This is a genomic window from Shinella sedimenti, from assembly GCF_022601905.1.
GTDB lineage: Bacteria > Pseudomonadota > Alphaproteobacteria > Rhizobiales > Rhizobiaceae > Shinella > Shinella sedimenti.
This window is the reverse complement of sequence record NZ_JAKVIN010000001.1, coordinates 595048-616892: the sequence shown is the minus strand read 5'-3', so window position 1 is coordinate 616892 and position 21845 is coordinate 595048. Positions and strand designations below refer to the sequence as shown.

At 61.3% G+C, this 21845-nt stretch carries 17 protein-coding genes and 1 tRNA gene; 8 read left to right on the top strand and 10 right to left on the bottom strand.

The genetic code is table 11. The features are described from left to right. Positions 1–12: 12 nt before the first annotated feature. Together MKI86_RS03100 and MKI86_RS03095 are read right to left on the bottom strand one after the other, a co-directional pair. The gene (locus tag MKI86_RS03100; protein WP_241597051.1) at positions 13–1950 is read right to left on the bottom strand and encodes a bifunctional 5-dehydro-2-deoxygluconokinase/5-dehydro-2-deoxyphosphogluconate aldolase; all 1938 of its coding nucleotides are present in this window, start codon (positions 1948–1950) and stop codon (positions 13–15) included. A 105-nt stretch (positions 1951–2055) separates the two neighbouring features. Next, a complete protein-coding gene (locus tag MKI86_RS03095; RefSeq protein ID WP_241597049.1) occupies positions 2056–2928 on the bottom strand; it encodes a MurR/RpiR family transcriptional regulator in 873 nt (290 codons plus the stop codon). Between the two features lie 181 nt (positions 2929–3109). Here MKI86_RS03095 and MKI86_RS03090 point away from each other — a divergent pair, with 181 nt between their 5' ends. After that, positions 3110–4231 (top strand): Gfo/Idh/MocA family protein, encoded by a 1122-nt coding sequence (locus MKI86_RS03090; protein WP_241597048.1) that lies wholly within the window; start codon positions 3110–3112, stop codon positions 4229–4231. A 96-nt stretch (positions 4232–4327) separates the two neighbouring features. Then, complete coding sequence (locus MKI86_RS03085) at positions 4328–7675, top strand: caspase family protein (protein ID WP_241597045.1); 3348 nt, start codon at positions 4328–4330, stop codon at positions 7673–7675. Between the two features lie 108 nt (positions 7676–7783). On the opposite strand, the gene MKI86_RS03080 is transcribed toward MKI86_RS03085, so the two are convergent. The 4 genes from MKI86_RS03080 to MKI86_RS03065 form a co-directional block, all read right to left on the bottom strand. Next, the gene (locus tag MKI86_RS03080; protein WP_241597042.1) at positions 7784–8155 is read right to left on the bottom strand and encodes a cupin domain-containing protein; all 372 of its coding nucleotides are present in this window, start codon (positions 8153–8155) and stop codon (positions 7784–7786) included. Between the two features lie 210 nt (positions 8156–8365). Further along, positions 8366–8455, bottom strand: a tRNA-Ser gene (locus MKI86_RS03075). 265 nt (positions 8456–8720) lie between these two features. Continuing rightward, positions 8721–9614: a tyrosine-type recombinase/integrase gene (locus MKI86_RS03070; RefSeq protein WP_442475972.1), complete on the bottom strand. Its 894-nt coding sequence runs from the start codon at positions 9612–9614 to the stop codon at positions 8721–8723. Between the two features lie 150 nt (positions 9615–9764). After that, positions 9765–10811, bottom strand: a complete 1047-nt coding sequence (locus MKI86_RS03065; protein ID WP_241597040.1) for a porin — start codon at positions 10809–10811, stop codon at positions 9765–9767. 675 nt (positions 10812–11486) lie between these two features. Between MKI86_RS03065 and MKI86_RS03060 the strand changes: the two genes are divergently transcribed. Further along, positions 11487–12530 carry a porin gene (locus MKI86_RS03060; RefSeq protein WP_241597037.1) on the top strand — a complete coding sequence of 348 codons (1044 nt, stop codon included), beginning with the start codon at positions 11487–11489 and terminating at the stop codon, positions 12528–12530. A 100-nt stretch (positions 12531–12630) separates the two neighbouring features. On the opposite strand, the gene MKI86_RS03055 is transcribed toward MKI86_RS03060, so the two are convergent. Together MKI86_RS03055 and MKI86_RS03050 are read right to left on the bottom strand one after the other, a co-directional pair. After that, complete coding sequence (locus MKI86_RS03055; protein WP_241597034.1) at positions 12631–13506, bottom strand: alpha/beta fold hydrolase; 876 nt, start codon at positions 13504–13506, stop codon at positions 12631–12633. Between the two features lie 92 nt (positions 13507–13598). Continuing rightward, on the bottom strand, positions 13599–15665 hold the full coding sequence (locus MKI86_RS03050; RefSeq protein ID WP_370879882.1) for a lytic transglycosylase domain-containing protein: 2067 nt from the start codon (positions 15663–15665) through the stop codon (positions 13599–13601). Positions 15666–15983: 318 nt separating this feature from the next. On the opposite strand from MKI86_RS03050, the gene dapA reads away from it, so the two are divergent. Together dapA and smpB are read left to right on the top strand one after the other, a co-directional pair. Then, on the top strand, positions 15984–16868 hold the full coding sequence (gene dapA / locus MKI86_RS03045) for a 4-hydroxy-tetrahydrodipicolinate synthase (RefSeq protein ID WP_241597030.1): 885 nt from the start codon (positions 15984–15986) through the stop codon (positions 16866–16868). A 1-nt stretch (position 16869) separates the two neighbouring features. Next, the gene (smpB, locus tag MKI86_RS03040) at positions 16870–17349 is read left to right on the top strand and encodes an SsrA-binding protein SmpB (protein WP_241597028.1); all 480 of its coding nucleotides are present in this window, start codon (positions 16870–16872) and stop codon (positions 17347–17349) included. A gap of 21 nt (positions 17350–17370) precedes the next feature. Here smpB and MKI86_RS03035 read toward each other — a convergent pair whose 3' ends face one another. Further along, positions 17371–17766, bottom strand: a complete 396-nt coding sequence (locus tag MKI86_RS03035; RefSeq protein ID WP_241597014.1) for a hypothetical protein — start codon at positions 17764–17766, stop codon at positions 17371–17373. 187 nt (positions 17767–17953) lie between these two features. Then, a complete protein-coding gene (locus MKI86_RS03030; RefSeq protein ID WP_241597012.1) occupies positions 17954–18529 on the bottom strand; it encodes a LabA-like NYN domain-containing protein in 576 nt (191 codons plus the stop codon). A 60-nt stretch (positions 18530–18589) separates the two neighbouring features. Between MKI86_RS03030 and MKI86_RS03025 the strand changes: the two genes are divergently transcribed. From MKI86_RS03025 to MKI86_RS03015, 3 genes are all read left to right on the top strand, one after another. Next, complete coding sequence (locus MKI86_RS03025; protein WP_241597009.1) at positions 18590–18868, top strand: hypothetical protein; 279 nt, start codon at positions 18590–18592, stop codon at positions 18866–18868. Positions 18869–18934: 66 nt separating this feature from the next. Further along, complete coding sequence (rpoZ, locus tag MKI86_RS03020) at positions 18935–19336, top strand: DNA-directed RNA polymerase subunit omega (protein ID WP_241597006.1); 402 nt, start codon at positions 18935–18937, stop codon at positions 19334–19336. A gap of 116 nt (positions 19337–19452) precedes the next feature. Next, positions 19453–21681 (top strand): RelA/SpoT family protein, encoded by a 2229-nt coding sequence (locus tag MKI86_RS03015; RefSeq protein ID WP_241596995.1) that lies wholly within the window; start codon positions 19453–19455, stop codon positions 21679–21681. Positions 21682–21845: the final 164 nt, after the last annotated feature.

The window sequence follows — 21845 nt, the reverse complement described above, 5'->3', positions numbered from 1 at the left end:
TCCCGTATTCTGTTATTGCAGGCTACGCGTGCGCAGCCATGCGTCGGTCAGTTCGCGGAAGCGGCTGGCCATGTCCGTGATCGCCGCCTCGTCGTCGATCTTGCCGGCCATCCAGGCGCGGGCGGCGTCGACGAAGATCGTGCGGCCGACGGCAAAACCTTTCACCGAAGGCGCCACCGTGGTCGCCTCGAAGGCCTTGACCAGATCTTCCGTCGGCGCCTCGAGACCGAGCAGCACGATGCCGCGGCAATATTCGTCGTTGCGTGCGATGACGGCTTCGATGTTCTGCCACGCCGCGCTGGAGGCCTGCGGCTCCAGCTTCCACCAGTCCGGCTTGATGCCGAGATCGTAGAGTTCCTGGAGTGCGGTCGAAACGGTGTCGTCGGTGAGCGGGCCGTTCTTGCCGGCGATGATCTCGACCAGCAGCTCGCGACCGACGCGGCGGGCGGCTTCGAAGAGCGTGCGCAGCTTCTCCTGCTGCTCCGTCTTGAGGGTATCAGGATCGTCGGGATGATAGAAGCACAGGCATTTGATGCAATGGTCGAGCGGCCATTCCACCAGTTGAGAGCCGATATCCTGGCTGAACTCGAAGCGCAGCGGCTTGGAGCCCGGCAGTTCGACCGGGCGGCCGATCCACGAGAAACCCTTGGTTGCAGCGTCGAAGAAGGCGTCGCGGCCGAAACGTTCGTCGATCAGCATGCCGTAGCCCGGACGGCCCTGCGAGACGCGGGCGGCAGCCTCGACTGTCAGCCGCTTGAACGCGGAAATCCTGTCATGCGGCACCTTCAACTCGTCGGCCACGTCGACAAGCTGCATGCGGTGGTCGCAGGCGAGTGCCATCAGCAGGGGAATGTCGGCCTGCTTGCGGTTCGTCGCCCAGTGGATGTGGTTGATCGCCTCGTCCTTGCGCAGCGCGCGATGCTTGCTGCCGTTCTTCAGGAAGAAGGTCAGTTCCTCCCAGCTCGGATATTCCGGCGAACACAGAAGGCGCGATACGGCAAAGGCACCGCAGGCATTGGCCCAGGTGGCGCAGGTCTTGTGATCCTCCCCCGTCAGCCAGCCGCGCAGGAAGCCGGACATGAAGGCATCGCCCGCACCCAGCACATTATAGACCTCGATGGGAAAGCCATCGCCCACCACGCCGTCTTCCAGATCGTCAGAGATCGGGCCGTCATAGACTATGCAGCCCATGGCGCCGCGTTTCAGCACGATGGTGGCCGGCGAAACGGCGCGGATCGCCTTGAGCGACGACAGCACGTCGTCGGCGCCGGAAGCGATCATGATTTCCTCTTCCGTGCCGACGATCAGGTCGCAGTCCGGCAGGACCGATTTAAGGGTGGCGGACACCCGGTCGGACTTCACATAACGCTCGAAACCCTCGGCATGGCCGGCAAGGCCCCAGAGGTTCGGGCGGTAGTCGATGTCGAAGATGACCTTGCCGCCGCTTTCCTTCGCGATGCGGATCGCCTTGCGCTGCGCAGCTTCCGTGTTGGGGCGCGAAAAGTGCGTGCCGGAGACCAGAACGGCGCGCGAGGAGCGCACGAAGGCCTCGTCCACGTCACCTTCGTCCAGCGCCATGTCAGCGCAGTCGGTGCGCACGAAGATCATCGGCGAAACGCCTTCGGCTTCGATGGCGAGCAGCACGAGCGCGGTCAGCCGATCCTTGTCGGTCTTGATGCCCTCGACATCGACGCCTTCGCGGGCGGATTGCTCGCGGATGAAGCGGCCCATCTGCTCGTCACCGACGCGGGTGATCAGCGCCGACCTGAGGCCGAGGCGGGCCGTGCCGATCGCGATATTAGCCGGGCAGCCGCCCACGGACTTGGCGAAGGAGGCGGTGTCCTCCAGCCTCGTTCCGAGCTGCTGGCCGTAGAGATCCACCGACGAACGGCCGATCGTGATCACGTCGAGCGACTTCGCCGGGCTCTCGCGGCGATCGATGTTGGGCATGTCTTCCTCCCGGTCTCGCGGCGCCTTCGGGAAGGCGATGCGGCATTCTCGGAAAATGAAACATGAATTCTATTATTATGTCAATTCGGAATATTCATTCCATTTTTATTCTCCGGCATTCCGCCTTGGTGTGCGCTTGAGACTGCGCCGGCGTTCGGCGATCGCGACGGGCAGCGCCATGGCAAGCGCCATGGAGGCCGAAAGCGAGCGAAAGCCGGCATAATCGGCCTCAGACACCTCGAACCAGTGGGCGGCGGTGGCGGCAAGCGGCGAGAACACCGAGTCGGTGATCGCGATGATCGGAACGCCGCGGCCCGCCAACTCCTGCGCCTGCGTCAGGCTTTCGGCGGCATAGGGTGAAAAGCTTGCCGCAATCACCGCGTCCTTGCCGGTGGCGAATTGCGCCATTTCGGCATCGATGCCGTTAGGGGAGGCGATGATCTGGTGGCGGATACCGAGCTTGCCGAACGCATAGGCAATATGCGCCGTCAGCGGATAAGAACGGCGCTTGGCGACGAGATAGATCGTTTCCGCCCGCGCCAGCACATCCACCGCTTTCGAAAATGTCTCGCCATCGACCGTGCTGGCAAGCCGCGCCACCGACTGGCTTGCCGCATTCAGGAAGCCGGAAAGAAGTTCGGTATCGCTGCTGGCCGTTGCGCCGGCCTCCAGCGACAGCAGCCGCTCCTCATACGAAAGCGTGCGGTCGCGCAGCCGGGCGCGAAAGACATTCTGGAGGTCGGAAAAACCGTCGTAGCCGAGATGGTGGGCAAGGCGCACCAGCGTCGAAGGCTGCACGTCCGCAGCCGTTGCAATGCTCGCTGCGGTGCCGAAGGCCATGTCGTCAGGGTTGGACAGCGCATAGGCCGCCACCTGCGCCAGCCGCTTCGGCATGGTCTCCTTGCGCTCGATGATGACGCTGCGCAGGCTTTCAAAATCGCGGGGTACGCGGGTCTGGGCCGCTTCGCTGCTGGTCATGCATTCATTCTCCTCACGTTGCCGCTTCGCGAAAAACGGAATGAATATTCCATTATTAAGGAAAAGAAAGTTTTCATTCCAAATCTTTCCGGCTATGAATGACGTCAGCGCGCCCCTCTTTGCGAGATATAGCAATTCCGGCGCGGGAGCGTAGCGGAATTCAGCGGACGGAGGAGACGTCATGAAGGCTCTTGGCATTGGACTGATCGGCACCGGCTATATGGGCAAGTGCCATGCGCTCGCCTGGAACAATGTCAGTACGGTTTTCGGCGACGTCGATCGCCCGCGCCTCGTGCATCTGGCCGAAGCCAATGGCGAACTCGCCGTTGCGCGTGCGAAGGAGTTCGGCTTTGCCAAAGCCACCGCGAACTGGCGCGACCTGCTGGCCGATCCTGAGGTCGATGTGATTTCCGTCACCACACCCAACCAGTTCCACGCCGAAATGGCGATCGCCGCGCTCGAAGCGGGAAAACACGTCTGGTGCGAAAAGCCCATGGCAACGGACCTCGGCGATGCCGAGCGCATGCTTGCCGCCCAGCGCGCGTCCGGCAAGGTCGCCGTGATGGGCTACAACTACATCCAGAACCCGGTCATGCGCCACATCCGTTCGCTGATCGACGAGGGCGCGATCGGCACCGTCAATCACGTCCGCATCGAGATGGACGAGGATTTCATGGCCGATCCGCAGACGCTGTTCTATTGGAAGAGCGAGGCGTCATCCGGTTATGGTGCGCTTGATGATTTCGCGGTGCATCCGCTGTCGCTGCTGTGGAGCCTGTTCGGCCATGTCGAGGCGGTCATCGCCTCGCTTGCCAAGCCCTATGCCGACCGTCCCACGAAGGACGGCGGTCGGCGCGCCGTCGAAAATCACGATATCGCCAGTGTTCTGATGCGCCTTTCCGGCGGCATTTCCGGCGTGCTGATGGCGAACCGCTCCGCCTGGGGGCGCAAGGGCCGCATCGCCCTGCAGATCTATGGCTCGACGGGTTCGATCCTCTACGATCAGGAGCGCATGAACGAGTTCCAGCTCTATACGACCGATGGTCGCGCCACCGAACAGGGCTTTTCCACAATCCTGACCGCCCCCCATCACAAGCCTTATGACCGGTTCATTCCGGCGCCGGGCCACGGCCTTGGTTTCAACGATCTCAAGGTCATAGAATGCCGCGAGCTGATGGCCGCCATCGCCGGGAAACCATCCCATGCCATCGATTTTGTCGATGGCCTGCGCATCGAAAAATCCGTGCATGCCATGGCCCGCTCCCATCGCGAGGAGCGCTGGGTGGAGGTCGATGCCGGGTGAGCTCCGCCGGCCATGATAAAAAATTCCGAATGCCCCCACATTGAAACGGGCATGCCCATACGTAATAGTGGCGGCAATAATGCCGGAGGTAAGGGCATGTTAAGACGCGTACAAAAACACTGGGCGCCGGTATTCTTCGTGTCTGTCGCCGTCGTGGTGTTCAATGCGGGCGCTGCGGAGGCGAAGCGCGTTGCGCTGTTGATCGGCAATCAGAAATACGAAGAGACCGCCCAGCTCAACAATCCTGCGAACGACGTGGAGCTGATGCGCGCCTCGTTCCAGAATGCGGGATTCGATTCCGTCAAGACGGTGTTCGATCTCGACCGCTCCGCCATGGTCAAGGCGCTGCGCGAATTCGAGGACGAATCGGTCGATGCGGACATGGCGGTGGTCTATTATTCCGGCCACGCTATGGAAATGAACGGGGTCAACTACCTGATCCCCGTCGACGCGGCGCTGAAGAGCGACAGGGATGTCGAGGACGAAAGCGTGGCCATCGATCGCGTGCAGCGGTCGCTGGAGGGCGCCAAGAAGCTGAAGCTGTTCATCCTCGATGCCTGCCGCAACAATCCGTTCTCCGCGCAGATGACGCGCTCGATCGGCACGCGTGCCGTGTCGCGCGGCCTTGCGCGCGTCGAGCCTGAATCGGCGGATACGCTGATCGCTTTCGCGTCGAAGGCCGGTACTGTGGCGCTGGACGGGGAGGGCAAGAACAGCCCGTTTGCCACCGCGCTTGCCAAGTACCTCACGGAACCCGGCCTCGATGTGCGCATCGCGCTCGGCAAGGTGCGCGATGAGGTGGTGCAGGCCACCAATCGCGAGCAGGAGCCTTTCGTCTACGGTTCGCTCGGCGGTGCGCAGATCTTCCTGAACATCAAGGAAGTGAACATCAACATCACCAACAGCGGCAACACGCAGGAGGTCTCGCCGAACGGCCAGTCCGAGGCGGCGGCCGACTGGCAGAACATCCGCGACCTCGCCGACGAGGACCTTATCAACGCCTTCATCGCCAAGCACGGCAAGGACCCGGTCTACAAGATGCTGGCGGAAAAGAAGCTCGCCGGCCTCAAGGAAGCGACCGAGACAGAAGGGCAGGATGCGGCGGGCATCGCCTGGGAGGCGCTCACGGGCTCGACCGATGCGGCCGCCCTCCAGCGCTTCATCGAGCGCTATCCCGACAGTCAGCACCGCAGCGACGCCGAACAGCTGATCGCCGCGCTGGAGCCAAAAAAGGGGCTTAGCGTCAATGTTGCCGGCAAGGAAACGCCGGCGTCGCGCGATTGCTTCCTGCTCGCCGGCGAGCCGCAGTCGCTGCCCGGCTTCATGGGCGTGAACTTCCTGAAGATCGATGCCAAGCGCGCGCTCACCGCCTGCGCTCAGGCCGTCAACGAGAACCCGACCGACGGCATGCTCGTAAACCTGCTCGGCCGCGCGCATGACGCAGACCGCAACTATATCGAGGCGCGCCGCAACTACGAAAAGGCGATCGAACTCGGCAACATGTATGGCCTTACCAACCTCGCTTGGTTCTCGGTCTATGGGACGGACGGCCCCGTCGATGTGCCGAAGGGCCTGTCGATGTTCGAGAAGGCTGCGGTTGCCGGAAATTCCTATGCGCAGGCCTCGCTCGGCTGGCTTTACCGCGAAGGCTACGGCGGTACGCGCCAGGATTATAATGAAGCGGTGAAGTGGTATCAGCAGTCGGCCAACCAGGGCTACGCCAATGCCATGGCGACGATGGGCTGGTTCTATCGCGAGGGCCTCGGCGTCTCGCAGGATTACGTCCAATCGCTTTCCTGGTATCGTAAGGCCGCTGATGCGGGCGATGCCAATGCCATGTCGTCGCTCGGCTGGGCCTATCAGAACGGCCTCGGCACCGCGCAGAACTATGCCGAGGCCAAGGTCTGGTACGAGAAGGCTGCCAATATGGGCGACGCCTACTCCATGGCCTCTCTTGCCTGGCTCTACGATGTCGGCAACGGCGTGAAGCAGGATTATGTGGAAGCCCGCTACTGGTATGAAAAGGCCGCCAATGCCGGCAGCGCCTATGCCATGGGCAACCTCTCCCGCCTTTACGATCAGGGCCTCGGCACGCCGGCCGATGCCAAGGAAGCCGTTCGCTGGGCGGCGGCTGCCATCGAAAGCGGCGATGCCAACAAGCTGAAGGAACTGAAGGAAACCCCCGGAAACTTCACCGTTGCCTTCCGCACGGAGCTGCAGAACCTGCTGCGCGAACGCGGCTACTACAGCGGTTCGTCCGATGGCGAATTCGGCGCGGCGACGATCGCCGCCATCGACGGGCTCGCGACCGGCCGCACCGGCAGTGCCTCGGTCTCCAGCGGCGGCACGTCGACCATCACCACTGGCCAATCCTCGACGGTGCTCACCGGTTCGGATGCGGACCAGTGTTACGAATTGGCCGGCGAGCCGAACCTGCGCCCCGGCTTCCTCGGCAAGCTCTTCACGCAGATCGATTACGGTCGCGCGATCCCGGTCTGCGAGGCGGCGCTCAACGCCAATCCGTCCGATAACGGGATCCGCAACATGCTGGGCCGCGCGCACGATGCGGCGCGCAACTACAGCCAGGCCCGTGAGTATTACCAAAAGGCGGCGGACGAGGGGAACCTCTACGCCCTGACCAACCTGGCCTGGTACTCGATCTACGGTACGGATGGCCAGGTCGACATGGCCAAGGGCATGCGCATGTTCGAACAGGGTGCCAATGCCGGCAATCCCTATGCGCAGGCCTCGCTCGGCTGGCTCTATCGCGAGGGCTACAACGGCACGCGCAAGGACTATGACGAGGCCATCAAGTGGTACCGCAAGTCCGCTGAACAAGGCTATGGCAATGGCCAGGCCACCATGGGCTGGTTTTACCGCGAAGGTCTCGGCACGGCGCGTGACCTGACCCTTTCGCTCGAATGGTACAAGAAGGGCGCGGAAGGCGGCGACATCAACGCCATGTCCTCCGTCGGCTACGCCTATCAGTCCGGTCTCGGCGTTCCCGTCGATTACGCCGAAGCCCGCAAGTGGTACGAGAAGGCGGCAGCCTTCAACGACTACTATTCGATGGCCTCGCTGGGCTGGCTTTACGATGCCGGCAACGGCGTGAAGCAGGATTACGCTCAGGCCATCAGCTGGTATGAAAAGGCGGCCAATGGCGGCAATACCTATGCGATGGGCAACCTCTCGCGCCTCTACGACTACGGTCTCGGCACCCGCGCCGATGCCAAGGAGGCAGCGCGCTGGGCAGCCGCCAGCATCGAGGGTGGTGATCAGGGCAAGCTTTCGGAACTCAAGGGCTCGCCGTCGAACTTCACGCCGCAGTTCCGCAAGGCGTTTCAGCAGATCCTGAAGGACCGTGGCTACTACAACGGCCCAATTGATGGCGACTTCGGCGCTTCCACCCAGAACGCCATCGATCGCCTCGCCGCCCGCGCCTGATACGCTGCCGGTCGAAAAATCGAAGCCTCCGGAAACGTTCGTTTCCGGAGGCTTTCTCGTTTCGGGGAGTCGTTAACCAGCGCCTTCAAGCCTGCGCAATTCGACAGGTCAGATCCAGATATCGTTTTCGGCCGTACGTTCGCCGCCGGCTTGGCCCGTGTTCAGCACCCCGCGCGGCTCGATCAGCAGAAGATGGACTTCCCTCTGCGCAAAGGGCTTGTGTTCCACGCCCTTCGGAACGACGAACATTTCGCCCGGCCGGATCGTCACGGCGCCATCGCGAAAATCGATCCGCAATTCTCCATCGAGGACGATGAACGTCTCATCCGTCTCCGGGTGATCATGCCAGATGAAATCGCCTTCGATGCGCACGAGCTTGAACTGATAGTCGTTCATCTCCGCGACGACGCGCGGCTGCCACAAATTTTTGATCCCGGACAGTTTTTCCGAAAATCGGATGGGTTGGTACGTGCTGTCCATCTTGCCGCTCTCCTTTGTTGAGCGCGGTGAATAGGCGTGTTTGCAGATCCGTTCTTGAACGATCGTGCAGGGACAGGCCCGGACAGATTTGTCTCGGTGGGACCGGGTGACCGAATGCATCTTAACGGCAGGGCAGGCGGCTACTCACTTCGCGGCAAGGAGCGAACTGTGCAACCATTCGGCATTATACAAGATGGCAGAAGGGGAAACTGGCGGAGAAGAAGGGATTCGAACCCTCGATACCGTTTCCGGTATACTCCCTTAGCAGGGGAGCGCCTTCGACCACTCGGCCACCTCTCCGCTCGCGATTTCACTATGCGGCATGGGTCGGGATTGCAAGGCATTTTTAGATTTTTGCGACAATATCCAGAATTTCTCGCGCCTTAGGCCAATGTGCAGTCCGCTGCACGCGCAGCCGTCTTTTGCGCGTTGACCGCTCAGGGCCGTCTGGGCATCTGCCGCCGTTTCAGGCCCTGACAAATCATGCCCGGACCTGCTCCCAAAATCCTGTGATTCGGGGGGAGGAATGCCTCCCTCCGGCCAATGACGACGCCATGCTGTTTGCCTACGGCGCCTTGATACGGGCGGCGTGCTCCAGAACGGGGACACAGACATCGAGATCGCCGGATGCCAGATGCGCATAACGCATCGTCATCTGCAGCGTCTGGTGCCCGAGCCATGTCTGCACGCGCCTGATATCGATGCCGCCCTGAACGAGCCGCGATGCACAGGTGTGTCGCAGGATATGCGGAACAACATCCGGTTCCGAGCCGAGGCCGACCTCCTGCTTCGCCTCGTTCCAGGCCGCCCTGAATTTCGCTTGGACAATGCTGGTGAAAGGCCCGCGTCGCTTGCGTTCCGAGGCCTGGATGGCCGCCGCCGCCCGCTCGGTCAGGGGAACAGAGCGGCTTTTGCCGCTCTTCGTCAGCCAGAACGTCACGCGGTCCTGGTTCATATCCTGCCATCGAAGGCCGATACCCTCGCCAAGCCGCGCCCCTGTATCGATGAGGAAGATACAGAAGCGACCGTAGAGCTCCGATTTCTCGGATATGGCGGCAAAGAGCCGGTTTTCCTCTTCCGGCTCGAGAAAACGGATGCGTCCGGCCTTCTCTTTCAGGCGCTTGAACTCCGGCAGGCCCTGGATATCGCCCATCTTCTGGGCCTTTTTCAGAAGCTTGCTGAGTGCGGCCATCTTGCGGTTGATGGTGGCATTGCTGTTGCCGCGCTTGCGAAGCGCGCCCGTCAGCGTGTCCATCATCTCGTCGGTAAACGATTCGGCACCGAGCAGGACCTCGTCAAGCTCGCCGACGAAGGATGTGACATTGTATTTATGCGAGCCCGGTTCCCAGAGAACGTCGACGTATCGATCGAGAAGGGCGCGAAGCGAAACCTGATTACGGGCGCTCTGAAACTGATAATGCAAGCGGTAGGGACCGCTCATCAATGGAGGGTTTAACATGTCGACCTTGCTACGCCACGTTGAGCGCGTATTGGTTGCATCGAAATGCTTATCAATTTCCTGCTAATTAACCCCAAAAACTAGCCGGAACGGGAAAAACCCGACCGAAGGCCGGGTTCTTCGCTTTTGGATAAGCTAAGCCAGATTGGCTTAGAAGTTGCGCTGCAGGCGCAGGAAGCCGCGCGTGAAGTCTTGGTCGTCAGCGCCGGAGATGTTGACCTTGTTGTAGTCAACCGTGCCGAGGAAGTTCAGGCCGGATACGATTTCGTAGCCAACCGTCAGGCCAACGCGCCACTGGTCAACGTCGCTGTCGAAGCCGACATCACCGAAGTACTGAGCAGCCGGGGTGATCGTCAGCTTTTCCGTGGCCTTGAAGGCGTAGGAAGCAGCAACGGTCCACTCGGACTTATCCCAATAGATGTTGTAGTCGGAAGCCCAGATACCAGCGAGCTGGAAAGTGCCCGGGCCGAGGTCAGCCGACAGGATCGCGCGGATCGCGCCTTCTTCGTTCCAGCCGTCGTAACCGCCGAGGATATCGAGGTTTACGCCACCGAGCGAGAAGCCAACCGTACCGGCAACGCCGAGGTCATGATGTGCGCCGTCGGTGAGATCCTTATCAAGCTCGTCGAGCGAGATACCTGCACGCCAGGTGCCACCATCGTAGGTATAGGCAATCGAGTTGAACTGCGTTGAAGCTCCGCCCAGCGTATCGACTTCGCCGTTGATGCCGCTATCCCACCAGCTGTAGAAATAACCGACCTTGAAGCCTGCCAGTTCAATGAAGGCTTCGTCGATATAGAAGGCATTCGAATCGGCAGAGCCGCCAGCCTGGCCTTCGAAGTTGATGTACGAACGCAGCGTGCCGAGCTCGGTGTCATTGCGGGCGTCGAAGTTTACGTCAACAAGCGTAAACGAATCCCAATCGGAAGGACCCTTGCTCTGAAGGTACTTCTGGCTGCTGCCAACACCAATCGTGTCGTCGTCAGAGCCGAAGCCGGTCTGGAAGCGCACGAAGCCGCCGATCTTGAGGCAGGTTTCGGTGCCCGGGATGTAGAAGAAGCCGGTGCCGAAAGCGTCGCAAACGCGAACGTATTCCATGGGCTCGGGCTCAGCAGCGACGATGGCGTCGGCGGCCTGTGCGCCGGATACTGCCATGAGAGCGGCAGCGGAGCCGATGAGAAGGCTCTTAATGTTCATTTCTGACCTCCAGTCAAAAAGAGCCGCGCGTGTGCCTTTCTGCCAGTTGGTCAACCCCTGGCTTCCGTATGCCACATATAAGGTGTGCGTTTGTGCGAGGATGGGGTGTCGCCGACATGGAAGTGCACGTGCTTTTCCGATTGCTACGTCGTCCAAGGCTTTCGCTGTGTAGTGCGTACCTAGGCGAAGTCGCGTCAAGCGGCTGCGTGAGCGGTGACGATTCGCAGGCGAATCGAACGAGCTACATGGCGCACCGATTCTCGATTTTCCTTGAGGCTGCTGTGATCCAACGCGTGAAGTGCCCCATAAAAACCGCGCTCTTGTCATGCGAAGAGGCCGCGTCTGCCGGCTTTCTGCCTGGATTGTGACGGCGTCACCAGGGATGCGCCACCGGCTAAGTGACGGCTACATAAGGTTTTTTGTTAAGGATCCATAAACTTTTAGCGATCCCGGCTGCCATTTTGTGTCCTTTGCGCAACAGGCACTGGCGAAGGCTGACAGAAACCCTGCCTCGTTTCAGTTTGATGATTGCTTACGGAAACGCGTCTTGTATTTTCACTTTCGGAAGCAGGGGCGGTTGTTCGTCCGCTTCCTGAACTTGGGGATGGGGCAGGGAACGCTGTCCTTCAGCAAAAAACCCAGACCCGTTTGAAACTTTTTGACTGGAGGTCAGAAATGAACATTAAGAGCCTTCTCATCGGCTCCGCTGCCGCTCTCATGGCAGTATCCGGCGCACAGGCCGCCGACGCCATCGTCGCTGCTGAGCCCGAGCCCATGGAATACGTTCGCGTTTGCGACGCTTTCGGCACCGGCTTCTTCTACATCCCGGGCACCGAAACCTGCCTCAAGATCGGCGGCTTCGTGCGCTTCCAGACCGGCTTCGGCTCGGACAACGACTTCGGCCTCGGCGGCGGTCAGAGCTTGCTGCGCGACGGCGGTCATTCCGATTGGGATTCCTTCACGCGTATCAACGTAAATCTTGATGCCCGCAACGATACCGAACTCGGCACGCTGCGTTCGTACATCAACGTTGAAGCAAACGCCGGTGGCGTTGGCGGCACCAGCGATTTCTACATCGACGAAGCCTTCATCGAACTGGCCGGTTTCAAGGTCGGTTACTTCTACAGCTGGTGGGATAGCGGCATCAACGGCGAAACCGACACGCTCGGCAACGAGACGCTGTTCAACTCGATCGCCTACACCTACGATGGCGGCACCTGGCGTGCAGGTCTGTCGGTTGACGAAATCGAGTACACTGCTCTTGATCTCGGCCATCACCACGATGTCGGCATTGCCGGTACGGTTGGCTTCTCGCTCGGTGGCGTAAACCTCGACATCCTCGGCGGTTACGACAACGCAGCTGAAGAAGGTGCGATCCGCGCCATCCTGTCGGCTGAAGCCGGTCCGGGCACCTTCCAGCTCGCTGGTATCTGGGCTTCCGACGCGAACGCTTACTGGGATCAGTCCGAGTGGACCGTTGCTGCTTCCTACGCCTTCAAGGCAACGGAAAAGCTCACGATCACCCCGGCCGCTCAGTACTTCGGTGATGTTGACTTCAACAGCGACATCGACCAGTGGCGCGTTGGCGTAACGGTTGGCTACGAAATCGTATCCGGCCTTAACTTCCTCGGTACCGTTGACTACAACAAGATCAACGTTTCCGGCGGCGACGACACCGACTTCACGCGCGGCTTCCTCCGCCTGCAGCGCAACTTCTAATCTGAAGTTGAGCTAAGAATAGACCCGCAGCCTCTCAGAGGCTGCGGGTTTTTCGTTTTTTAGGCCTCCGTGCCTTACGGCGGCCCACCCACGCTAGACGTTAGTAATCGTCCAAAAACGCCTCGACCCGCTCGAACAATCCCGGCTGGTGCAAGAGCGGAGCATGGCCCTGGCCTCTGGCCGTCGTGATTTCGATATTCGGCTCCTGCGCCTTCATGCGCGCCAATGTCTTCGCGGAAAAAAGCTTGGAATATTCGCCGCGCACCACGAGCAGCGGCTTTTGGGCCAGCAGGGCGAATTGTGGCCAGAGCGTCGGCAGGGGCTGGGAGAAATCCATGGCCTGTAAGGGCACTGCCAAGGCAGGGTCGTGGTCTGCGACCAGTCTGCCATTCTCCTCGACATAGATGGCGTCTGCCATATCCAGCCAGTCCCGCCGGGTGAGGGCCGGGAAGGCCGTGCCATGAACGGCTTCGAGATGGTCGGCCGCCGCTTCGAAATCGTCGGGCGCGGTCTGCCGCGAGAGATAATCCCGGATATCCCGAAGACCCTCGGCCTCGATCTCCGGCCCGATGTCGTTGAGAACCGCCGCCGCGATCCGCTCCGGCTGTAACGTCGCCATGATATGAAGAATCAATCCGCCACGCGAGGTGCCGACGAAGATGGCATGCGCGATGCCGAGCGCGTCGCAGATGGCCAGTACGTCTCCGCACTCCACGCCGACATTATAATGTGTGGGATCCGGATCGCGGCTCGAGCGACCCCGGCCGCGATAATCGATGGCAACGACGCGCCGTGGCGTTGTCGTATCCTTGGAAAGGCGCTCTGCGAATGGATGGAAATCGCGGCTGTTGCGGCTGAGCCCCGGCAGGCAGATCACCGGAAGCCGGGAGGCGCCGCCAGACAAGGGCGCATAGTCCCGCACATGGAGTTGCAGTCCGTCCGTCGTGGTAATGAAGCGGCTGATAAAGTCTTCCATACCTGCGCCCTCGTGTCCGATGGCGAAAGCCTAGACCAAAAGCGAGCACGGTGCGTAGCGCTTTCGCACCGGAGTTTTCAGGGGCAGGGCGGTTAACGCCCCGCGACGAGGTCGTGTTCGATATCAGCCTTCTGGCCAAGCCGCGTCTTGTAGACCTGGTAGTTCTCCATCACGCGCTGGACATAGCCGCGGGTCTCGGAGAACGGAATGCGCTCGACCCAGTCCACCACCTCGTCGACCGATTTGCCGCGCGGGTCGCCGTAGCGGGCGATCCATTGTGGCACACGACGCGGGCCGGCATTGTAGGCGATGAAGGTCAGCACGTAGGAGCCGCCGAAGTCATTGATCTGCTCGCCGAGATAATGCGCGCCGAGCGTGGCATTGTAGGCAGCGTCCGTCGTCAGCTTCTCCTTTGAATAGGCGAGGCCGTAGCGTTTCGCGACACCCTGGGCCGTTGCCGGCATCAGTTGCAACAATCCCTGCGCATTGGCCGGCGAAACGGCCGCTGGGTTGAAGGCGCTTTCCTGGCGCGCAATGGCATAGGCCAGCGCCTTGCCCGAGCCGGAAATGTTGGCGCCATCGGGAATGACCCCGACCGGGAAGGCCAGTGCCGCCACGTCGATGCCGCGGCCGAAGGCGATCTTGCCGATCTGGAGCGAGAGCTGGTGGTTGCCGCCTTTCTCCGCTTGTGCCGCAAGCAGTGCCAGTTCGCCGGGGCTCACCAATTCGGCGGCCAGCGCGCGGTAGAGGCTGTCGCCGCGCCAGCCATGGCCGGCGGCCTGCAGCCGCGCGATGGCCTGGACAGCTTCGCGCGCATGGAAGCGGCCGCGTTCCTCTGCCGTCGGCTTCGGATAGGCGACATTCAGGGCCTTGCGGCCGAGCCTTGCTGCGGCGAGCTGACCATAGAAAGTGCCGGGAAAGTTCGCGGCCTTCGCGAAATATTCCTTCGCGTCGCCGGTTGCGCCCTTTTCCGCCGCGCGCCCCAGCCAGTACCAGGCGCGGGACACGGACAGCGGGCGGTCGGAGGCTTGCAGGATGCGCTGAAAATGCTTGTGCGCGGTCTTTGCGTCGCCGAGATCGCGCAGCGCGTACCAGCCGGCATGGAATTCCGCCTCGACGATATCGGTTGCATCATCTGCGCCGTGATGGGCCGCAACCCGGTAGGCGTCGCGATAGTCGCCCAGATCGGCAAGGCCGCGGCTGACGATGCGCTGCTCGTTCCACCATGCGCCCGGATTGACCAGCCGGGCCGGGTCTTCCGGCATGGCCGAGAAGAGCTTGCCGGCGGCGCGGTATTCCTCGTTGTTGCGCAGGTTGCGGATGCGCAGATAGGTGTAAGCGGGATTGTTCTGCCAGCGGGCATCCACCGCCTTGATGAGCGTGGCCGTATTCTTGTTCTTGCGGATGACGGCGGCCCAGGCGCGGTAAAGCGATTGCGCCTGACCGAGATCGCCGAAACGCTGCGCCTGGTCGGCGCGGTCCCGGTAGAGCAGCATTTCCATGCGGGCACGATGGTCCGCGATGGTCAGAAGCCTGCCGAATTCGTCGAGGATCTGCGTTTCGATATCCGTGTTCATCGCCTCCCTGTGCCAGAAGGTACGCAGCACGTCCGTCGCGCGGGCCGTATCGCCCGTCGCGATGAGCGCGCGGGCAAGCACGACGGCGCCTTCCGCCGTTTCGGGGCGGGTCGTACCGAAGGCGGCGAGCACGTCTGATGTCGGTGGATTTTCCCGGGCAAGCGCCCGTTCGGAATGGCCACGCAGCGCCTTCAGGCCCGGCCAGCCCTTCAACTCCCTCTGCGCCTCGGCGATCTCCCACGATGGCACGCCGCGTTGGCCGGAAACCGCGATGGCCCATGTCAGGATATGGCGGTCGAGGCTATCCCTGGACAGACGATCGCGTGCAACCATCGCGGCCGCCGCATCCCGGTTGGAAAGCGCGTCCAGCCCGGCCTTGAGCGCAGGGTTCACTTGCGGCACGGCGTCGCCGCGCGGAATGGCGTTGGTGATGATGTCCTTCGACGGCATCTCGGCGGCGAAACCGAGCGGCTTGATCGTGGGCGTCGCGACACTTTCCGCTTCCACGGGGGAGGGGCGAAGGGAAAGACCGGCCACGCCGGCCAGCAACAGTGCGCAAAGGGCAAGACTGCGTTTTGAGATCATCTCACGTCCCGGATGCCTGGCAGGCGGCGATGGTCATGGTGCGCCTGATCCTCGGCAATCATTAACCCTTTGTTGTCTTAACGAATGCTTAACCGGTCCGGTCACCAAGCCGTGAAGGCCCGCGCTTTCGAACGACGGACAGAATGACACGGATATTCGCGTCGTTGCGGCACTTTCGCTTTGATCGCGCACGAAAAACGCCTCTCACGCCGCTTGCCGCATGACTGTCACATGACTATTGTGCCTTCGTTTTTAACCACGGAATACGGCCAAAGCATGTAAGCCTCCGGGCGGCTCTGGTCTTAGGAGTTCTCGATGTTCAAGGGATCCATTCCCGCTCTCGTCACCCCGTTCACCGATGCTGGTGCCGTCGATGAAGCGGCATTCGCCGCCCATGTCGAATGGCAGATCGGTGAGGGCAGCCACGGCCTCGTACCCGTCGGCACCACGGGCGAATCGCCGACGTTGTCGCATGACGAGCACAAACGGGTGGTGGAGCTCTGCATCGAGGTTGCCAAGGGCCGCGTTCCCGTCATCGCCGGCGCCGGCTCCAACAACACGAAGGAAGCGATCGATCTGGCCCGCCACGCCGAAAAGGCAGGCGCGGATGCGATCCTCGTCGTGACACCTTATTATAACAGGCCGACGCAGAAGGGGCTGTTCGCCCATTTTTCCGCCATTGCGGAAAGCGTGAAACTGCCGATTGTGATCTACAACATCCCCGGCCGTTCGGTCGTCGACATGACGCCGGAAACGATGGGCGCGCTGCACAAGGCGCACCCGTCGATCATCGGCGTCAAGGACGCCACGGGCAAGATCGAGCGCGTTTCCGAGCAGCGCATCGCCTGCGGCAAGGATTTCGTCCAGCTCTCGGGTGAGGATGCGACAGCCCTCGGCTTCAACGCCCATGGCGGCGTCGGCTGCATCTCGGTCACGGCCAATGTGGCGCCGCGCCTGTGTGCGGAGTTCCAGGAAGCGATGCTTTCGGGGGATTACGCCAAGGCGCTTGACTATCAGGACAAGCTGATGCCGCTGCACAAGGCGATCTTCATGGAGCCGGGCGTCTGTGGCGCGAAATACGGCCTGCATCGCATCCGCGGTGGTAACCGTGCGGTGCGCTCGCCCCTTGTTCCCAGCCTGGAACCGGCAACGGAGGCCGCCATCGATGCGGCCCTTCGCCATGCCGGTCTGTTGAACTGACATGGCAATCAAGGCACGTCCGACAACGATCAAGAAGATAGTCGCGGAGAACCGCAAGGCCCGCTACAACTACGAGATCGTGGATACCTACGAGGCCGGTCTCGTGCTGACCGGCACGGAGGTCAAATCCCTGCGCGAGGGCAAGGCGAACATCGCCGAGTCCTATGCGTCGGACGAGGGCGGTGAGATCTGGCTGATCAATTCCTATCTGCCGGAATACCTGCAGGCGAACCGTTTCAATCACGAGACCCGCCGCCGCCGCAAACTTCTGTTATCGAAGCGGGAAATCCATCGCCTGCGTTCCGCGATCAACCGCGAGGGCATGACGCTGGTGCCGCTGAAGGTCTACTTCAACGATAGCGGCCGCGCGAAGCTGGAACTTGCGCTCGCCAAGGGCAAGAAGCTCCATGACAAGCGCGAGAGCGAGAAGGAACGCGACTGGAACCGCCAGAAAGGCCGCCTGCTGCGCGACCGCGGCTGAACGGGCTCCCCGCGTTCCGCGTCAGAACTGACTGTACAGCTGGGCGATCATCGACTGGTTGATGACGGTGCGTGCGGCAGTTTCGCCGCTGGCCGGCGTGCGCGCCGTGAGGAAGGACGACATCAATGCGTTGAGGTCGGCGCTCTGGATGGCGAGCGGGCTGGGCGTATGCCGCGTGGTGTCGGCATTTACGGCGCGCTCGACAGCACTGGACGACGCGGCCGAAATGCCCGGAAGGCCGTTGGTCGCATAGAGGAAGCTCAAGTCGCCCACGTCGTCCGCAGCATCGGACGGCTGCGTAACGGCGGGCGACGAAACGCTTGGACGGGTCTCGCCAGTCGGGGCGGCCGGACGCAGCGCAAGCGCCTGCGTTGCTGCCCGGTAGCTGTTGCCAGAAAGCGATACTGCGTCGACCATTACAGGATATTCCAATGCGGGATGTGTTTACCGCATTTTGAATAGCAGCAGAACCTTGCGGAATACTAATGCGGTTCCGCGCTATTTTCCTCGATGTTTAACGAAGCGTTGAAAAGTCTGGTTTTGCTAGGGCCCAGGCGTTTCTAAAGGGAGCGTTCCGTTTCGTGCGCGACCTTTCTGCCTGATGTCAGTCCGCGGCGGTCTCCGCTGCTTCCGCCGGGCGGGCCGGACGCTCGGAGGGATCCCGACCGATTTCGGCCTTCAGCGTGCCAAGATCGATGAAATAGTCCGCCTGCCGGCGCAGATCGTCGGCGATCATCGGTGGCTGGGTCTGCATGGTCGAGACGACCGAGACCTTGCGGCCACGGCGCTGAAGCGCCTCGACCAGCGTCGTGAAATCGCCGTCGCCCGAAAAAATGACGAGGTGATCGACCGTCTCGGACTGTTCCATCGCGTCGATGGCCAGTTCGATGTCCATGTTGCCCTTGATCTTGCGGCGACCGAGCGAGTCGGTGAATTCCTTCGCCGGCTTGGTAACGACCTTGTAGCCGTTATAGTCGAGCCAGTCTATCAGCGGGCGGATGGATGAATATTCCTGGTCCTCTATCAGCGCCGTGTAGTAATAAGCGCGTAGAAGATAGCCGCGTTTTTGAAATGCTTTCAACAGTTTCCGATAATCGATGTCGAACCCGAGTGTTCTGGATGCTGCATAGAGATTGGCGCCATCGATGAAGAGTGCGATTTTCTCGCGCGGGTCGAACATTTCAAAAAATCCCTTAAGTAGAGGTCCGGATAATGCGTAAGCCACGCCACGCCGGCGTGCATGGCTGCGTTTTCCGGTGGCATTATGCATATTTCATTTATTTGTCATTTAGGGCAGGTTGGTGGCATTTCCAAGCAAACACGGGTTGCGGCGCATTTTTTCCAGAAGCACGGTGCCCGTGCATTTCACAATATCGGAATTGGGAAGTATTTACCGGCCTTTATCCTCGCCGTTCGGGGCGCCGTGCCGCGTCTTTTCGTGGACGCAAACCTCAACCGGGAATTACACGCGGGGGCTTGCGGCGTCCGCGAAAGGCGCGTTCGGCAAGGAAAAACTTGAATTTGCCGTCCTTTGCCTGTATCGGGCATGCAAACTCCTGAAATTCTCGATCACAAAGGACAGGCAATGGCCCGTGTCACCGTTGAAGATTGCATTGACAAGGTAGACAACCGCTTCGAGCTGGTTCTCTTGGCAAGCCATCGCGCCCGCCTCATCTCGCAGGGTGCGGCCATCACCATCGATCGCGACAACGACAAGAACCCCGTCGTGGCGCTGCGCGAGATCGCCGACGAGACCCTGTCGCCCGACGATCTGAAGGAAGACCTGATCCATTCGCTGCAGAAGCATGTTGAGGTCGACGAGCCCGAGCCCGATCCGGCAAGCCTGCTCGCAGAAGATGCCACGACCGCAACCGCCGACGAGGACGACGACCAGCCTGAGACGATCGCTTTCGACCGCATGTCGGAAGAAGAGCTGCTCGCCGGCATCGAAGGCCTCGTTCCGCCGGAAAAAAGCGACGATTACTGATTTCGGTAGCCATTCCGAAACCTTTATTATTGTGAATATCGGTGCGCCCCTTCTAAGCTCGGGGCGCACTTTTTGTTTGCCCCGCCTGAACGAGCTGGGGAGGGAGCCCACCGAGAATGATGCGTCAATATGAACTCGTGGAGCGGGTTCAGAAATACAAGCCCGATGCCAACGAGGCGTTGCTCAACAAGGCTTATGTCTATGCCATGCAGAAGCACGGCCAGCAGAAGCGTGCGAGCGGCGATCCCTACATCTCGCATCCTCTCGAAGTGGCTGCCATCCTCACGGAGATGCGGCTCGACGAATCGACCATCGCCGTCGCCCTTCTGCATGACACGATCGAGGACACCAGCGCGACCCGCGCGGAAATCGACGAGCTGTTCGGCGAGGATATCGGCGCCCTCGTCGAGGGCCTGACCAAGATCAAGAAGCTCGACCTCGTCTCCAAGAAGGCCAAGCAGGCCGAAAACCTGCGCAAGCTCCTGCTTGCCATCTCCGACGATGTGCGCGTGCTGCTCGTCAAGCTAGCCGACCGCCTGCACAACATGCGCACGCTCGAGCACATGACGCCGGAAAAACGCGCCCGCATTTCCGAAGAGACGATGGACATCTATGCGCCGCTCGCCGGCCGCATGGGTATGCAGGACATGCGCGAGGAGCTGGAGGACCTGTCCTTCCGGCATATCAATCCTGAAGCCTACGAGACCGTCTCGCGCAAGCTGGAGGAGCTGTCGCAGCGCAACGAGGGGCTGATCCGCAAGATCGAGGAAGAGCTTCGCGAACTGCTCGTCGTGAACGGCCTGCCGGATGCCCTCGTCAAGGGCCGCCAGAAGAAGCCCTATTCGGTCTTCCGCAAGATGCAGTCGAAGTCGCTCTCCTTCGAGCAATTGTCCGACGTCTACGCCTTCCGCATCCTCGTCGACGACATTCCCGCCTGCTATGCGGCGCTCGGCATCGTGCACACACGCTGGCGCGTCGTGCCCGGCCGCTTCAAGGACTATATCTCGACGCCGAAACAGAACGACTACCAGTCGATCCACACCACCATCGTCGGGCCGTCGCGCCAGCGCATCGAACTGCAGATCCGCACCAAGCGCATGCACGAGATCGCCGAATACGGTATCGCCGCGCATTCGCTCTACAAGGACAAGGAGCCGGTCAACGAGGGGGCCGCACGCTCGCCGCGCTCCAATGCCTATGCATTGCTGCGTCGGACCATCGAGGCGCTGGCCGAGGGCGACAACCCGGAAGAGTTCCTTGAGCACACCAAGCTGGAACTCTTCCAAGACCAGGTGTTCACCTTCACGCCCAAGGGGCAGCTGATCACGCTGCCGCGCGGCGCGACGCCCATCGATTTCGCCTATGCGGTGCACACCAATATCGGCGATACCTGCGTCGGCGCCAAGATCAACGGCCGCATCATGCCGCTCGTCACGCGCCTCAACAATGGTGACGAGGTGGAAATCATCCGCTCGGGCATCCAGGTGCCGCCGCCGGCCTGGGAAGAGATCGTCGTGACCGGCAAGGCGCGCGCGGCCATCCGCCGGGCCACGCGTGCGGCCATTCGCAAGCAGTATTCCGGCCTCGGCTACCGCATCCTTGAGCGCACCTTCGATCGTGCCGGCAAGACCTTTTCGCGCGACGGCCTGAAGCCTGTTCTGCACCGGCTCGGCCACAAGGATGTGGAAGACGCCATCGCCTCCGTTGGCCGTGGCGAACTCTCTTCGCTCGATGTGCTGCGCGCCGTCTTCCCGGATTATCAGGACGAGCGCGTGACTGTGAAGCCCAACACCGATGAGGGCTGGTTCAACATGCGCAGCGCCGCCGGCATGGTCTTCAAGCTGCCCGGCAAGACGAAGGCCGCGCTGGAAGACGGCGAGGGCGAATCGGGCCCGGAGGCCCTGCCGATCCGTGGCCTCTCCGGCAATGCCGAAGTGCATTTCTCCGCCGGCGGCGCCGTTCCCGGCGACCGCATTGTCGGCATCATGGAGAAGGACAAGGGCATCACCATCTATCCGATCCAGTCGCCGGCGCTTCAGAAGTTCGATGACGAACCGGAGCGCTGGATCGATGTGCGCTGGGATCTCGACGAGGCGAACAACACCCGCTTCATGGCGCGCATCATGATCAACGCCCTGAACGAGCCGGGCACGCTTGCCGAAGTCACGCAGGTCATCGCGACCAGCGACATCAACATCCGGTCGATGTCCATGGCGCGTGTGGCGGCCGATTTCACCGAGGTGCATATCGACCTTGAGGTCTGGGATCTGCGGCAGCTCAACCAGCTGATGGGCCAGCTGAAGGAGTTGCAGTGCGTTTCGACCATCAGCCGTGTGTTTGAGTAAGGGCTGACATCGAATTTTCAGCAATTTGCCTTGAATAAGTCAGGATTGCCCAAGTTTTAACCAGGCGATATGCGCAATGCGCATGGCTGTGTTGGGATAGTCGCGCTGGTGCCGGCGGGGTGTCTCACCTATCTTCTGTCTCGGGAGGTCAACCGAAAGAGGTT

Coding starts and splice junctions, on each gene's coding strand:
- MKI86_RS03060 (WP_241597037.1), top strand. CDS start 11,487: ATGAACATTAAGAGCCTTCTCATCGGCTCCGCTGCCGCTCTCATGGCA.
- MKI86_RS03085 (WP_241597045.1), top strand. CDS start 4,328: ATGTTAAGACGCGTACAAAAACACTGGGCGCCGGTATTCTTCGTGTCT.
- MKI86_RS03070 (WP_442475972.1), bottom strand. CDS start 9,614: ATGTTAAACCCTCCATTGATGAGCGGTCCCTACCGCTTGCATTATCAG.
- MKI86_RS03090 (WP_241597048.1), top strand. CDS start 3,110: ATGAAGGCTCTTGGCATTGGACTGATCGGCACCGGCTATATGGGCAAG.
- MKI86_RS03015 (WP_241596995.1), top strand. CDS start 19,453: ATGATGCGTCAATATGAACTCGTGGAGCGGGTTCAGAAATACAAGCCC.
- dapA (WP_241597030.1), top strand. CDS start 15,984: ATGTTCAAGGGATCCATTCCCGCTCTCGTCACCCCGTTCACCGATGCT.
- MKI86_RS03100 (WP_241597051.1), bottom strand. CDS start 1,950: ATGCCCAACATCGATCGCCGCGAGAGCCCGGCGAAGTCGCTCGACGTG.
- MKI86_RS03025 (WP_241597009.1), top strand. CDS start 18,590: ATGGCTGCGTTTTCCGGTGGCATTATGCATATTTCATTTATTTGTCAT.
- MKI86_RS03065 (WP_241597040.1), bottom strand. CDS start 10,811: ATGAACATTAAGAGCCTTCTCATCGGCTCCGCTGCCGCTCTCATGGCA.
- MKI86_RS03055 (WP_241597034.1), bottom strand. CDS start 13,506: ATGGAAGACTTTATCAGCCGCTTCATTACCACGACGGACGGACTGCAA.
- MKI86_RS03035 (WP_241597014.1), bottom strand. CDS start 17,766: ATGGTCGACGCAGTATCGCTTTCTGGCAACAGCTACCGGGCAGCAACG.
- MKI86_RS03030 (WP_241597012.1), bottom strand. CDS start 18,529: ATGTTCGACCCGCGCGAGAAAATCGCACTCTTCATCGATGGCGCCAAT.
- rpoZ (WP_241597006.1), top strand. CDS start 18,935: ATGGCCCGTGTCACCGTTGAAGATTGCATTGACAAGGTAGACAACCGC.
- MKI86_RS03080 (WP_241597042.1), bottom strand. CDS start 8,155: ATGGACAGCACGTACCAACCCATCCGATTTTCGGAAAAACTGTCCGGG.
- MKI86_RS03095 (WP_241597049.1), bottom strand. CDS start 2,928: ATGACCAGCAGCGAAGCGGCCCAGACCCGCGTACCCCGCGATTTTGAA.
- smpB (WP_241597028.1), top strand. CDS start 16,870: ATGGCAATCAAGGCACGTCCGACAACGATCAAGAAGATAGTCGCGGAG.